A 12,961-nucleotide genomic window follows, 5' to 3' on the forward strand; every position below is an offset into this window, starting at 1 on the left:
CTATCGGGTAACTGCGTCGCCACCTGGGTGCAGCAGGGTGCGGTCGATCCAGTCGAGGTTGCCTTGGGTTTCCTCCCAGACCGCCTGCTGGCTGACGGCGATCTCGGCATGTACGGCAGCGCGTTCGGTTTCCAAGCGATGCAACACGCGTGCCAGCGTTTGTGGCAGCGCTTCGTTGTCGACCTCCACGCCCCATGCCGGGCGCTGGATATCATCAAGCAGGAACCGCATCTTGTCGTGGCTGATCAGCGACAGAATCGGGCGGCGCAGGCCGAACGGGATCATCTGCGCGTGCCCGCGCATGCCGAAGGCCAAGTCGACTCGCGCGTAGAATGCCATCACCGCATCCGGACCGGCATCGGTCAGGTCCTCGGTGTCGTAGTCCACCTCGGCGGCATCCAGGTAGGGCTCGATCTCGCGGTCCGCGCTCTTGTGGGCGACGTTGACGATACGCCAGCCGCGATCCTGGGCGCTGCGCACGGCGTGGGCGACGCGGGCCAGCAGGGATTGTTGCGCGTCGCCGAACCGGTGGCCGGCGCGGTCGAACGCGGCGTTGAAGGCCAGCACTTGGCTCTGCCCGGCATCGTGCTGTTGCGCCGCGCGGCGGTGCTCGGGGTAGAGCTGCCACAGCACGTTGGTCGGGCAGAACTGGCGACGCAGGCGTGCGGCCTGCGCGTCAGATAGGTAGCGTTGCAGGGCCTGGATGGACCCGCTATTGCGCAGGCTGAAGAACGGGGCTCGCTCGGCGACCGCACGCAGATGGTCGGTAAACACAGGGTCGAAGTCCGGCTGCCCACGGAAGCGGTTGTAGCCGATTGCAAACACGATCAATGGCACGCGCAGTGCCTGCACAGCCTCCACCGAGCTGTTCCATTGCCAGCCACTGCGTGACACGTCGCTGCCGGCCTGGTCGCGCAGTAGCAGACCGCCGCCGCCGATCACCACACCGTCGAAGTCGCGGTTGGCGCGCTGCGCGTCCTCCAGGTCGAAGGCTTGCCAGGCCTGGCGCAGTTCCCAGTCGAACGGCCCGATCAGGCTGTCGAAGGCGTGCCGCACCACCGGGAACAAGAGCGTGTCGCCGGCGTTGCGGTTGGCCGAGTTGTGCACGCCGATGTGTAGCAGGCGCTTGGCGCCGGCACGGCCGCTGCTCAGCATGGTGGGGAAGACGGGCGGCTGGGTGTGGGTTCTGAGCGCGTGCAGTGTCATGGAACGATATCGCCGTTGGGAGCGGGCCAAGCTGCGAGCAGTCGCCGCGCCAAGACCAAGTCGGCCTGGCTGTTGATGTCTACCGAGCGCAGGCTATCCATCACATAGCCCAATGCGCCCTCGATATGGAAGGTGCCGGCGCGCCGCAGCGCGTCCGGCCGGGCCAGGAAAAGCGAACCGTTGACGCCGTACAGCTTGCGCAGGCCTTGGCGTTGCGCGTTGCGGTTCTGGGCCGGATCCACCATCTCCAGCCGCTCCTGGTCCAGGTAGCGCAGGTTGGTCATGTACTTGCCCAGGTCGGCGACGCTGATCACTGCTTCGGCTCGTTGTCGATCGAACAACTGCACGACCTGTCGCACGTCCTCGGCACTGCGCAGCGGGCTGGTGGGCAACAGCATCATCACCCCTTGCGGAGCGCATTGCTGGTGTTCCTCAAGCCAGCGCAGGGCGTGCAGGACGACCTGCACGGCATGCACGTCGTCGCCGGCCAGCTCGGGCGGGCGTACGAACGGGGTTTCCGCGCCAAATCGACGCGCCGTCTCGCCAATCTCTAGGTCGTCGGTGGAAACCACCACCTGGTCCACGACACCCGATTCGAGCGCCGCGGTGATGGTCCACGCGAGCAGAGGCCTACCGCCGAGCGGGACCAGATTCTTACGCGCGATGCCCTTTGAGCCTCCACGCGCCGGCACTACCGCCACGATGCGCCCGCTCATGCTGTGTCCCTTGCCGATGGCACCTGCGCCGTGGCGATCAGCGTGTCCGTGCGGTCGATCCGCGCCAGTGCCGCCTCGTACTGCGCGTGCAGCCCCTCCGCGTCGAGGAACGCCCATGTCTGGTGGCCGGCGGGCGCCTGCTTGCTGAGCCAGTGCAGGTGGTTGGACAAGGGGTAGCGCTGCTGCCCGCGGATCTCCACCTGTTCGAAACCGGCGCTTTCCAGCAGGATCCGTAGGCTCTGCCGCGTGTGCAGGACCAGGTGCTCACTCCAGAACGTAAAAGCCTTGAAAGCTTCACAGTCGTACAGGGTGAACAGCGCGTCGCGCGCATGCGGCACCTCGATCAGCAAGGTGCCGCCGGGTTTGAGCGTGCCGCGCAACCGCGCGAGCGTGCGCGAGGGCTCGGTCAGGTGTTCAAGCACATGAAACATGCTGACGATGTCGAGCGAACCCGGGCCGATCTGGTGCAGGTCGCCCACCACGGCGTGGCCTTTGGCGGCGGTAATCGCGGCGCGCTGGCGGTTGGGTTCCAGGCCCACGGCCAGCGCCGCCTGCCCGGCGAACTCATCCAGCATGCCACCCAGCCCGCAGCCGAAATCCAGCCACCGCCGGTTGCGCAGCAGCGCACCGAACGCCTCGGCGCGGCGGATGTTGTCCTCCAGGCGCGGCGTCTCCACATGGCGACCGTCCACCGCGTGACCGGTGCGTTCGGGCTTGGCCGCGTAGTAGTCCAGTGACATGTGCGCGCTGCTGGACAGGACGATCACCTCGCTCAGCGGGTCGCGCAGCACCGTGATGTCGTCGCGGTCGCGCACGCGCGGGTAGAACGGGCGCAGCCGTTCGCGCACGAGGATTCCCAGCGCCTCCAGCTCGGCGGCGAACGGCGGCAGCGGCGCGTGCGGGTCCGCGCTCATGTGCGCTGCCGTCTGACGTCTGGCGCGTCCACCCACTCCAGCGCCAGATGCGGCGAGGGTGTGATCTTCGCCAGCAGGCGCCCGTCGTTCTCGAAGTGGCGCCTGGCCACGACAAAGGAACGGCGCATGTAGTCGGTAAGCGTGTCCATGTCCTCCTGCCTGCGGTTGTGCGTACCGCCATGAAAGTAGGGTTGCGAATAATCCAGGTCTACGCCTCCGACCAGTACCCGCGAGAATCCCATGTAGAAGGCCAACTGGATCGCATCGAGTACGACCGTATAGCCGGAGTAGAGCATGAGTGATGGGTCATGGGAGAAGTGCGCAGGGTCATCGAACATGCATCCCCCCGGCGTTTGGCTGACCTCCAGTGCAACGATGTCCTGGCGGGCGAGTTCCTCCGGCCACTGCTTCTCGATCAGTGCATAGGCTTCCTTGCCAAAAAATTTAATGCCGGCGTGGATACCCATCACCCGCTCGGCCCAGGTCTGGAAGTTGATCGCGTCACGCATCAGGTAGTACGCCGGGCGGAACGCGAAGCCCTGCGCCTCCAGTTCGAAGGCGCGGTTGCACCAGAACGACTCGCGTGCCATCAGCGCATCGATGTCCAGGTCCTGCAGCGACGGCGCGTTGCCCAGGATGTAGGCGGTCTGTCCGGCCTTGCTGTCCTTCATGCGCTGGATACGTCCACGCATTCCGCTGGCCGGCACGGGCTTGGCGCTGGGCGCCACCGCGACCTGGGCTTGTTCCAGTGCTGCGATGCGCCGCCGCTGCACGATGCCACCGGAGCGCTCAAACGCGCGCCAGGGCAGGGAGCGCTCCCAGTTGAGCGCCTTCTCATGTTCACCCCAGGCATCGAACGTCTCGCGCGCATGATGCCTGTCGATGGACCTTAGTCTGGCGACCCGTGGTGCAGGGGCATCGGGCGTGAGCACCGCATGCCAGAACGCCGGAGCAAGGAGCTCCTCGAAGTGCACCTGCAGGTAGCCGACGTCGCCTTGCGCCGTTGCCAAGGGCGTAAAAGGCCGCGCCAGGGTGTGTGCGACTTTGTCGAACCACGCTGCCTCCTGAAGCAGTGGTGCCGAGATGCCGACAAGCTCGAGATCGTCATGCGCGCTGAGGATCTGGTAGGCGCTCTGTGGGCAGGGGCGAACCTGCACGCCCAGCAACGAAGACAAACGTGCCCGCGTGCGCTCCCCGGCCTGTGCCGAGTGCGCGTCGGAGTAGTCCACCATGCACAGCAGCCTGCGCTGTTCCCGCAGCGCATCCAGGCGCTGGACAAAATCGCCGGCGTGCAAAAAACTCCCATCCTCGGCAAGCAGCGCACTGTCCGACTCCGGCTGAGTGACAAAGATCAGCGTGCCGTCGAGGTCGAAGATATGCCGTTTGCTCTCCTGCAGCCGGCTACGATGTGCGCGCAGATTCGCTCCTAGCAAGGCCGCTTCCAGCCGCAGTTCCTCGTCGGGTACCGCGTGGGCGGCGATGCGTTGGCGCAGCGGGCTTATTGACGTGTCCAGCGCGAAATAGAGATCCCGGCCGAAGCACAGCGGCGAGTAGCGCAGATCCAGAAAGGCGGTGCCGCGCTCGACGCAGGCCTCGCGAAGCCAGGTCGGCATGTCGTACGACAACACCAGCAGCTCGTCGGTTAGATGCGAAAACAGGTAGTCCAACGCGGCTGCCGGCATCCGGCAATAGGTCGCGGCCCACAGAGCATCTGGGTCAAGGTCCTTTCCTTGAGCAGCGAGCGCCCGGAACTGTGCCTGGTCGAATGCTGGCGATAAGCCATGCGGCATCCTGCCGCCGGGCGCATGGCCGATATCGATATCGCAGCCTTGCCGTATCGGCTCACGTACTAGGTCGAAAATACTATCTGACGTCGTGCCTGATGGATGCAGTAGATCAGGAACACAGGCGATACGCGTAATGGCAAGCATGGAGTTCAGTTCAACAGCGCCGCGATCAGATTGCCCGGAGCGGTGTCCGGCTGGCGCGGCATGATGCGGTGGGGGCGTGTGTTGCACCTGCCGATATCAAGGATCGAGCGTTGCCTGAAGAGCACGGCAGTGACGCTCGCACCGTCATGTCCAAACGCAGTGGCGAGCGCAGGAATGCCCGGGAAATCTTCCCGGATTGGGTCCTTCATCGTTCGAACACGATACGAATATGTTCTGTTGATCTCTTCTGCACGTTGATCTAAGAGCTTTGCATGCAGCTTGCTAAAAATTTGGTCAAGCTTCACCTTGCACCCGGACGGCGCTTTCAGAAAACCATTGGGGACGCAGCGCTTTTCGATGTTCTGGTCTCTGATATCACCTTGTGAATGCCTCATTATTTTCAAAAATTTTGACATTTCAAGGTATTCGAAAGGAGATGAGTTAAAAATAAAGATCTTGCTTGGGTCGGTCATTGATACGCTCATTCTATGTCAGAGCGTCAATAAAAATAGAGGCAGGTATCCCAACGATCTGGGGTGTGATGGCGCACACCGATCCTGTAATCCGGGTTCAGCGATAGCGCGAAATCGCTCAGATCCAGCAGGTCGGTAGCCCTGTGATAGGCGGAGATCGCCATTTTTGGCTTGCACTGAACAATCGCACCCTGCGCTCCTTTCAGGGCCGAAAGTTCCGACCCCTCTATATCCATTTTGATGAAGGTAGGTGCATCGTCGATCACATCGTCGATCGGGCGTACGTCGATCATGTCTGCTGGTTCGCAAGCCTCACTCGAAGGTTTGACGAAGCCGCCGTGACCACCTTCGTGGTTGAATGGAACCCTGCTTTGTGTCTCGCCTACGCCGCAGTCATGCAGACTGATTCTGGACGCCAGAGGTGTGCCTTCGTAGCGGCGTAACACGTTCTTCAATTTTCTGATGTTGATTCGATCGGGTTCAATCATCCACGAACGCGAGAATTGACCTTTGGTGACGCCAATCAGGCCTGCGAGCGACTCGCCGATTGATGCGCCGCAATCAACCATCTTTTCCGTGTTGCCAAATTGGAGCAGGCCGGAGCGGAAGTACAAAGTGGTGTAGGGGCGCTCGATTTCGTGGTAGTACTCGGGGTTACAGGTTAGGTGAAAGTTGAGGACAGAGAACAGGGTTTGTGTCGAGTAGGCATCGGAAAAGCGTTTTGCCAAGCGCTGAAACCTGGAGACGTTACGTACGATTTCCTTTCCCCAGTCGTCCACCCGGAAATCTACACGCCCCTGCAGACAAAAAGCGCGAACGGCCTGTTCAAAGTTGATATGAGCAATCCCGTGCTGCCTACAGACCTGGTCAAAAAATCGCTTGGGTCCATCATATCGACAGGTATTGAGGGCGATAATATCGCCAGACTTGGCCAATTCTATGAATTTGTCCGTCGAGATAATGGGAGTGCCGTAATACAGCGCACCTGAGTGATAGCGGAAATCGTCCACCGAGGCGACCACATTGCAGTGCCGGTCCTGCTTCAGGTTCAGCAAGTGCGCGCCGAACCCTCTGGTTCCTAAGACGACCACCTTGACTTCGTTGCCAAATTTTGCAACGAGGTGGCGAACATCCTCGGGAACACCGAACATCGGATCACCAGCCAGGCCCTCGGCGGAGACATGAAACGTTTCTTCCATTGCCTGCGGGTCGATGTTTAGTTTGAATTGAATAGCGGTCTGCATGATTGACCCCTGGCTCAGGTTTCATAAACATGGATTGGACTGTCGTAACGAGCGTCGAAATAGGTCTTGGCAGGCACGTCTTCACCATAGACGCGAGCCCACCCAAGTTCGCAGCTTCGGCCTACCTTGACGCCCCCACGCACAATGGCGCCGGTGCGCAGGATGCTATTGCTGCCGATTTCGACCCCCGCACCAATTTGCACACCGTTCTCTATCCAGCATGACGATTTGACGCGGCATGCCGCTCCGAGGTGCGCGCCGGCATGGATGACGGTGTTGTAGTCGATCCTGCACCCGTGCCCGACGACAGCATTGGCACCCACGAACGCGTTGAGCCCGATGACCGTGCCAGCGCCGATGGCTGCGCTTGGGTGGATGAAGGGCTCCAGCTTGAAGCCACGTTCCATTGCTGCCTGCATCAGTTCCATGCGCTTGAAGTTGCCGAAGCGCTCGTCGAAAGCCACGAACATGGCCCCGTCGGTCGGATTCAGCCCATCCAGCACGCCAAGATCGAATTCGTGTTCCGTGTCTTGTGGCACGTCGACCCTGCTGATCATCTCGTCCTGCCGCGTCTGCTTCCAGGCATGAAAGGCCAGGTCGAGATAGTCGCTGCTGCCGATGATCCTCCTAGATTTCATGTTCGGTCTCCATCAGCGTCGTGTACCAGCGTTCGACCAGGCGATTCATCGATTCATAGGCACCCTGGGTGGGTAGCGGGGCGTCTGTGTGCAATGCCGCCTGTACCCGCTCCATGATGTCTACGTCTTCGCCCACCACCACCTTGCTGCCGTGCATCTGTGCCAGTAGCACTTGGCTGGAAGAACTGTAAGCCTCTTTCTTGCGTGCGCTAAACCAATGGATTTCCAGGTCGGTCCGGTCCGGTGCGACGGGGATGTGGTGTTCCAGCGTGAAAGAATAGCCGCCGTTGGAACTAGCGATATGCATGTTCGGGAAGGCCAACCAGTTAAAGTAGGCATCCTGCTCGCCCCAGCGCTCCACCTTATCGTGCCAGCCAAAGTGCTGAAGGTTGGGTATGGGTGCTTCCGGGCCGCCGAAACTGAAGCGACGCATTTCTCGCCTCAAGGCTGCGGGCGAGCTATCTTGCAACGCTTCAGTGGACTCCCTAGCTTGCTCTTCGTTTACCTCGGCAACGAAGCTGACGCTCTTGGCCAAGGTCTTGGGGTGGACGAAGCGCGGGTGATTGGCATCCCGAAGATTTTCGTAAGCGAGTTTCCAGTTGTATCGGCCACTCCAGGTGGTCACCATCACCTCAGTGTCATAGGCGTTGGAACTACCTTCCAGCAAGTTGATGAAGTCTGCCGAAAACTGCTCCTCGATGGGCAACGGGTTGGGATCGAGGTTGACGAACAGCAGGTTGCCGATGGTGCGAAGCGAAAATTCGCGCAGCTTCAAGCTGTCCTTTTCACGACTGTCCAGCCGATAGATCGCTTCGCAGTCCGGGATGTTCTTCACCTTGCCTTGTTCGTCGTAACTCCAAGCGTGGTAGGGGCAGACCAATGGCCGGCAACCGATAGCACCGGTTTGAATCAGTGCACTGCGGTGGAGGCAGACGTTCTCGAACGCACGAATTTGGCCGTGGAAGTTCTGGATCACCAGGGGAATGCCCGCGATCTTGCGGGTGATGAAGCAGTTGTTCTCCTGCAACAGTGTCTTGAGCCCTGCAAACAGCCAAACCCGACGGAAGATCTTGCGCTGCTCGCGCTCAAAGATCTCCTGCGACAAGTAATACTTGGGGTGCATCCGGGAGCGCATGGATCAGTCTGTTGGTCTATTTTTGTGAAAAACGATTTTGGCAGGATTGCCGAACACCGTAGCGCCGGCCGGCACATCCTTCAGTACCACGGCGCCAGCTCCAATAACCGCGTCGTCACCGACCTTGACGCCTGGCATCAGTGTGGCGCGCGGGTGCACGGTAACGAAGTCACCGATCTGCACGCCGCCGCCCATAAAAGCCATTGCACCAACGTGCACGTAGTTGCCGATCCGTACATCGTGCCCAAGCATGCTCTGGGCATGGATGGTGACAAAGTCGCCGATGCGCACGTCCGGCCCGGAATGGACCATTAGGCCAAAGAAGCAGCCCTGTCCGAAGTGCACCCGCCTGCCCAGGCGGACATCAGTGCAGATTGGAATGAACCGCCCGCCTTTTTCGAGGATCGGTAGAGCGTAGCGATGGCGGTCGTAGGGATTGCCCATCGCACAGACGAATACGTCGTCAAGCTGTGGCACATAGCTCATCGGATCGCCGATGATCGGGGTGTCGACACCGTAGCTGTCCAGGATATCGGTGCGACTGTCCAGGAATCCGCCGATCAGCCAGTCCTTGCCATGCCCGGCGTCGCCACGCATTTGCTCCAGGACTTCGCGGCCCCAGCCGCTGGCGCCGATTATGAGTGCGCGCTCCATCAGAGCACCGCCCCGCCGTCCATGACCAGGCTGGTACCGGTGACCCAACGGCTGGCGTCGGCCAGCAGGTAGACCGTAGCGTTGGCGACATCTTTCGGTGTGCCCAGACCCAGTGGATGGCGCGCGCGTTGTTGGTTCAGGAGTTCGTTGAGTCCATTGTCCTCACCCCAGAGGCGGGGAGTGGGCACCGCCGATGGTGAAATCCCATTGACTCTCACACGGTGCTTGGCCTGTTCCAACGCCAAGCACCGGATGATGCCCAACAGACCGGACTTCATTGCCGAGTACGGCCCCACGCCGCGTGTACCAATATGCGCGGAGGTGGACAGCATGAACACGATGGAGCCTTGAGCATTAATGGAATTGGATTGCAGCAGACGCTGCGTCAGCATGACCGGTGCCAGGAAATGAACCTGGTACATGCGCGTCATCAGCTCCTCCTTCAGCTGTCGGATCGGCGACAGCATCTGCCCGCCGAAGCAGTGCACGACGCCGTCGATGCGCTGGCTGGCTTGCACCAGCCGCTCGCGGTCCTCCGACACAGTCAGGTCGGCTTGCACCTGCACATGCCCGTCGCCGGCCAGTTGCGCATGGGTCTGCTGGAGACGCTCGGGATCTCGGCCGCTGATGACCAGGCGCGCGCCGCGCCGTGCGCAGGTGAGCGCGATTTCCTGGCCAAGGCCGGACGATGCGCCGGTGACCAGGATGGTCTTGCCAGTCAGGGAAAAGGCGTTGCGAGTCGGATTGCTCATGCGTAGATGTCCATCGGCACGGTCAGGCCACCATCTACGAGAAAGTAGTTGCGGGTGACCCAGCGACTTGCGTCGGACAGATAAAACACTGCCGCGTACGCCACGTCCTCCGGTTCGCCCAGTCCCAGCGGGGTCAGTTTGGCGTGCTCGTCGATGTTGGCCCCGCTCTGGTTGAGGCCCTCGAGCATCGGTGTTCGCACGTAGCCGGGCACGATGCAGTTGGCGCGAATACCGTGCTTTGCCACTTCCAGCGCCAGAGTGCGCATTGCGCCGAGCAGCGCCCCCTTGCTGGCCGAGTAGGCTGCGGTGGCCACAGGGCCGATGTGCGAACCCACCGCAGAGATAAATAGGATCGAGCCTTTTGCGTTGATGCGCTTTTTCGCCAGCAGGCCGCGCGTCAGTAGCAGCGGTGCATAGACATTGCTGGCGAAGGTTTCGTCCAGATGCGCGCGGTTGATCATCCGGAATGGTGCTAGCCGGGCGATGCCGGCCGCGTGTGCGACACCATCCAGGACACCTACCGAAGCCACGAGATGGTCGATGTCCTCTTGCTTGTCCAGGTTGGCGATCACCTGCTCATGCCCTGTGCCTTCGAGGGTGGCGAAGGTCTCGGCCAAACGTGCTTCGTTGCGGCCGCTGATGACCAGTTGCGCGCCCATCTCCGCGCAGCTCAGTGCGATCTGCCGCCCGATGCCTGAGGATGCACCGGTGACCAGAATGCGTTTGCCCTGCAGCGAGAATGAGTCGTTCGGATCGAGGGCGGAATTCACGACTCGATCAACTCCGGAAACACCGCGCCTTCGATATCCACCAGGCAGGTACCCCAAGACAACCCAATCCCGAAGCCTGAAAGCAGTACACGCTTGGGACCAGATTCCAGTTCCTTGTTGATCCGTGCAGTCATGGTGAGGGGCAACGATGCGCCGCTGGTGTTGCCGAAGTCGCGCAGGGTGGACGGCACCTTTTCGATCGCAAGGCCGAGCTTCTTGCGAATGGTCTCATTGATCATCCGGTTAGCCTGGTGGAATACGAAGTAATCGATGTCATCCTTGCTGACACCGGCATACGCGATCAATTTTTCAACTGCGGGAGGAACGCGCTGGGTCGAGAAGCTGAGCACGGCGGTGCCATCGAGTTGCAGGTCGTTGGCCTGGTGCCAGCGATCCTTCTCGTTCTCACGATAAGGCAGCAGGTGCTGAATGGCGACAGGCTCGCGTTGACCACCCACCGGCAGGATGATGGCCCTGTAACCGCTCCCGTCGCTGTTGAGGTCGAAATACATCGGTGCTGCGTTCTGGTCGAACTCCAGCGCTGTGGCAGTACCGGAATCGGAAAAGATCGGATCTTCCAGATTGGCACTGCGGTCACCGACCAGCAGCAAGCCCTTCTTGACGCCGCCGGCAGCGATCATCGAGCCGAGCAGGTTGATGCCGAACGGGTAGGCCGAGCAGCCCAGATTGACGTCGAAGGCAACCGTGGCATGCGACAGCCCCAGCCTGTCCTGCAGGATGATCGCGGTGGCCGGAATCGGGTAATCCGGCGATTGTGTAACCACGATCAGCGCATCGATCTCCTCGCGCTTCCACTGCAGTTTTTCCAGCAACACCTCCGTCGCATCGAAGGCCAGGTCCGAAAAGCATTGCCAGGGCTGGGACATGCGCCGGGTCTCGATGCCGATGTTGCGCACCAGGCGCTCACGCTCTGAACGGATCTGCGGCCGGCAATCGGTGAGATTGGACACGACCCGCTTCGGCACGCAGGTCGCCATGCCGGCAAAGCGGACGTTGTGCAGCGTGGAGGTCGGCATGGTGCTTACGCCTCGGTCAGTTTGTAGAGATCGCCTACGGTCACGGCGGCAGTGAGATCTTCGCCGGTGATGGTCTTGCCGTATTCCATGTCGAACATCACGATCACGCCGAGCGCCGCCAGCGAATCCCATTCCGGCAATTCCAGTAGCACGGTGTCCAGCGTGACCTCCACCGGCTCCTGGAAGTCGGTGGCGGAGAGGAAGTTCTCGATAAACGTTGCCTGGGTCATGCGATCTCGCCTGGTTGCCTGTTGAAGATGCGGGAGTCTGGAAACACGGTGTTGCGTGTTGCGGTCATGTGGCCTGTTCGCCGGCGATGATGTCAGCGATGGTATCAACCTGATCGGCGGTCAGGCCGGGAAAGATCGGCAAGCACAATACTTGCGCAGCCACCGAACGCGCTACCGGCAACCATGCCGGCGCGGACGAGGGGAGCGCGCGATACATCGGGAAGTCGCTGATCAACGGATAGAAGTAACGCCTCACCAGAATGCCGTGTTCGCGCATCAACTGATACAGGGCATCGCGCGACAGCGGATAGTCGTCCTGCACCAGGATCGGAAAATACGCGTAATTGGCGCTGGACTGTTGCGGGCGTGCCACGCACTGAATGCCACGCACCTCACTGAGCCGCTGCCGATACTGCGCATCGATGGCGCTGCGTTGCGCAATGGCCTCGTCGATGTGCTTGAGCTGCAGCAGGCCGAACGCTGCGCTGATCTCGTTCATCTTGCCGTTGATGCCCGGTGCCACCACCGTGGTTTCGTCGACGAAGCCGAAGTTCTTCAGGTGCCCGATGCGCTGGTAGGTTTTTTCGTCCGGGCAGACAATCGCGCCACCTTCGAAGGTGTTGAACACCTTGGTGGCATGAAAGCTCAGCACGCTCAGGTCGCCGTGGCGCAGGATCGAGCCGCCCTCATCGCGCACCCCGAAGGCATGCGCAGCGTCGTAGATCACCTTCAGGTTGTAGATGTCGGCGATGCGCGTGATCGCACTGGTGTCGCAGGCAGTGCCATAGCAGTGCACCGGCATGATCGCAGTGGTCTGCGGGGTGATGGCCGCTTCGATCTTGGACGGGTCCATGTTGAGCGTCACCGGGTCGATGTCCACGAACACCGGGGTAATGCTTTTCCACAACAACGAATGCGCCGTGGCCACGAACGAGTAGGGCGTGGTGATCACTTCGCCAGTGATGCGCAGCGCCTGCAATGCGGTGATCAAGGCAGTGGTGCCATTGGTCAACAGCGCCAGATGCGGCACACCCAGGTAGGCGCACAACGCCTGCTCCAGGGCGCGGTGCATCTCGCCACCGTTGCTGACGATGCGGCTGGTCCAGATCCGTTCCAGATACGGCAGAAACTCTTCCAGCGGCGGCAGCAGCGGACTGGTGACGGGGATGGGCATCAATGCCTCGCTGGTGCGGGTGGATGTCGGGATTCCGCCGCAGCCGATGGCTGCGGACGGTGTACGCCTGAGGAAGCAAGCGCTATG

General features: G+C 61.2%; 14 protein-coding genes. All 14 read right to left on the reverse strand.

Annotation, left to right across the window (positions count from 1 at the left end):
• The 14 genes from RZV17_RS09850 to RZV17_RS09915 all read right to left on the reverse strand — a co-directional run bounded on the left by RZV17_RS09850 (window position 1) and on the right by RZV17_RS09915 (window position 12,874).
• Complete coding sequence (locus RZV17_RS09850) at window positions 1-1,206, reverse strand: polysaccharide pyruvyl transferase family protein (RefSeq protein ID WP_355608980.1); 1,206 nt, start codon at window positions 1,204-1,206, stop codon at window positions 1-3.
• Window positions 1,203-1,922: an acylneuraminate cytidylyltransferase family protein gene (locus tag RZV17_RS09855; protein WP_355608982.1), complete on the reverse strand. Its 720-nt coding sequence runs from the start codon at window positions 1,920-1,922 to the stop codon at window positions 1,203-1,205. Before RZV17_RS09855 ends, RZV17_RS09850 begins: the two co-directional genes overlap by 4 nt.
• The gene (locus RZV17_RS09860; protein ID WP_355608985.1) at window positions 1,919-2,836 is read right to left on the reverse strand and encodes a class I SAM-dependent methyltransferase; all 918 of its coding nucleotides are present in this window, start codon (window positions 2,834-2,836) and stop codon (window positions 1,919-1,921) included. The genes RZV17_RS09855 and RZV17_RS09860 overlap by 4 nt, the downstream gene beginning before the upstream one ends.
• Window positions 2,833-4,767, reverse strand: a complete 1,935-nt coding sequence (locus RZV17_RS09865) for a hypothetical protein (protein WP_355608988.1) — start codon at window positions 4,765-4,767, stop codon at window positions 2,833-2,835. The genes RZV17_RS09860 and RZV17_RS09865 overlap by 4 nt, the downstream gene beginning before the upstream one ends.
• A gap of 5 nt (window positions 4,768-4,772) precedes the next feature.
• Window positions 4,773-5,240, reverse strand: coding sequence for a hypothetical protein (locus RZV17_RS09870; RefSeq protein ID WP_355608990.1), 468 nt, complete (start codon window positions 5,238-5,240; stop codon window positions 4,773-4,775).
• A 26-nt stretch (window positions 5,241-5,266) separates the two neighbouring features.
• On the reverse strand, window positions 5,267-6,484 hold the full coding sequence (locus RZV17_RS09875; protein WP_355608993.1) for an FkbM family methyltransferase: 1,218 nt from the start codon (window positions 6,482-6,484) through the stop codon (window positions 5,267-5,269).
• Between the two features lie 14 nt (window positions 6,485-6,498).
• Complete coding sequence (locus RZV17_RS09880; protein WP_355608996.1) at window positions 6,499-7,122, reverse strand: UDP-3-O-(3-hydroxymyristoyl)glucosamine N-acyltransferase; 624 nt, start codon at window positions 7,120-7,122, stop codon at window positions 6,499-6,501.
• Window positions 7,112-8,257 (reverse strand): Rieske 2Fe-2S domain-containing protein, encoded by a 1,146-nt coding sequence (locus RZV17_RS09885; protein ID WP_355608999.1) that lies wholly within the window; start codon window positions 8,255-8,257, stop codon window positions 7,112-7,114. Before RZV17_RS09885 ends, RZV17_RS09880 begins: the two co-directional genes overlap by 11 nt.
• A 3-nt stretch (window positions 8,258-8,260) precedes the next feature.
• A complete protein-coding gene (locus RZV17_RS09890) occupies window positions 8,261-8,911 on the reverse strand; it encodes an acetyltransferase (RefSeq protein ID WP_355609002.1) in 651 nt (216 codons plus the stop codon).
• Window positions 8,911-9,663, reverse strand: a complete 753-nt coding sequence (locus RZV17_RS09895; protein WP_355609004.1) for an SDR family oxidoreductase — start codon at window positions 9,661-9,663, stop codon at window positions 8,911-8,913. The genes RZV17_RS09890 and RZV17_RS09895 overlap by 1 nt, the downstream gene beginning before the upstream one ends.
• Window positions 9,660-10,433, reverse strand: a complete 774-nt coding sequence (locus RZV17_RS09900; RefSeq protein ID WP_355609007.1) for an SDR family oxidoreductase — start codon at window positions 10,431-10,433, stop codon at window positions 9,660-9,662. The genes RZV17_RS09895 and RZV17_RS09900 overlap by 4 nt, the downstream gene beginning before the upstream one ends.
• Entirely contained in the window at window positions 10,430-11,470 is a 1,041-nt protein-coding gene (locus RZV17_RS09905; protein ID WP_355609010.1) for a ketoacyl-ACP synthase III, read from the reverse strand. The genes RZV17_RS09900 and RZV17_RS09905 overlap by 4 nt, the downstream gene beginning before the upstream one ends.
• 5 nt (window positions 11,471-11,475) lie before the next feature.
• On the reverse strand, window positions 11,476-11,700 hold the full coding sequence (locus tag RZV17_RS09910) for an acyl carrier protein (protein ID WP_042822332.1): 225 nt from the start codon (window positions 11,698-11,700) through the stop codon (window positions 11,476-11,478).
• Window positions 11,701-11,764: 64 nt separating this feature from the next.
• Window positions 11,765-12,874 carry a DegT/DnrJ/EryC1/StrS aminotransferase family protein gene (locus RZV17_RS09915; RefSeq protein WP_047696145.1) on the reverse strand — a complete coding sequence of 370 codons (1,110 nt, stop codon included), beginning with the start codon at window positions 12,872-12,874 and terminating at the stop codon, window positions 11,765-11,767.
• Window positions 12,875-12,961: the final 87 nt, after the last annotated feature.

Origin of the sequence: Xanthomonas cannabis, from assembly GCF_040616535.1 — a bacterium.
Classification (GTDB): Bacteria; Pseudomonadota; Gammaproteobacteria; order Xanthomonadales; family Xanthomonadaceae; genus Xanthomonas; species Xanthomonas cannabis.

Bases quoted from the DNA above. Each gene is read 5' to 3' on its own strand.
- RZV17_RS09850 (WP_355608980.1), bottom strand. From the start codon at position 1,206: ATGACACTGCACGCGCTCAGAACCCACACCCAGCCGCCCGTCTTCCCC.
- RZV17_RS09855 (WP_355608982.1), bottom strand. From the start codon at position 1,922: ATGAGCGGGCGCATCGTGGCGGTAGTGCCGGCGCGTGGAGGCTCAAAG.
- RZV17_RS09860 (WP_355608985.1), bottom strand. From the start codon at position 2,836: ATGAGCGCGGACCCGCACGCGCCGCTGCCGCCGTTCGCCGCCGAGCTG.
- RZV17_RS09865 (WP_355608988.1), bottom strand. From the start codon at position 4,767: ATGCTTGCCATTACGCGTATCGCCTGTGTTCCTGATCTACTGCATCCA.
- RZV17_RS09870 (WP_355608990.1), bottom strand. From the start codon at position 5,240: ATGACCGACCCAAGCAAGATCTTTATTTTTAACTCATCTCCTTTCGAA.
- RZV17_RS09875 (WP_355608993.1), bottom strand. From the start codon at position 6,484: ATGCAGACCGCTATTCAATTCAAACTAAACATCGACCCGCAGGCAATG.
- RZV17_RS09880 (WP_355608996.1), bottom strand. From the start codon at position 7,122: ATGAAATCTAGGAGGATCATCGGCAGCAGCGACTATCTCGACCTGGCC.
- RZV17_RS09885 (WP_355608999.1), bottom strand. From the start codon at position 8,257: ATGCGCTCCCGGATGCACCCCAAGTATTACTTGTCGCAGGAGATCTTT.
- RZV17_RS09890 (WP_355609002.1), bottom strand. From the start codon at position 8,911: ATGGAGCGCGCACTCATAATCGGCGCCAGCGGCTGGGGCCGCGAAGTC.
- RZV17_RS09895 (WP_355609004.1), bottom strand. From the start codon at position 9,663: ATGAGCAATCCGACTCGCAACGCCTTTTCCCTGACTGGCAAGACCATC.
- RZV17_RS09905 (WP_355609010.1), bottom strand. From the start codon at position 11,470: ATGCCGACCTCCACGCTGCACAACGTCCGCTTTGCCGGCATGGCGACC.
- RZV17_RS09910 (WP_042822332.1), bottom strand. From the start codon at position 11,700: ATGACCCAGGCAACGTTTATCGAGAACTTCCTCTCCGCCACCGACTTC.
- RZV17_RS09915 (WP_047696145.1), bottom strand. From the start codon at position 12,874: ATGCCCATCCCCGTCACCAGTCCGCTGCTGCCGCCGCTGGAAGAGTTT.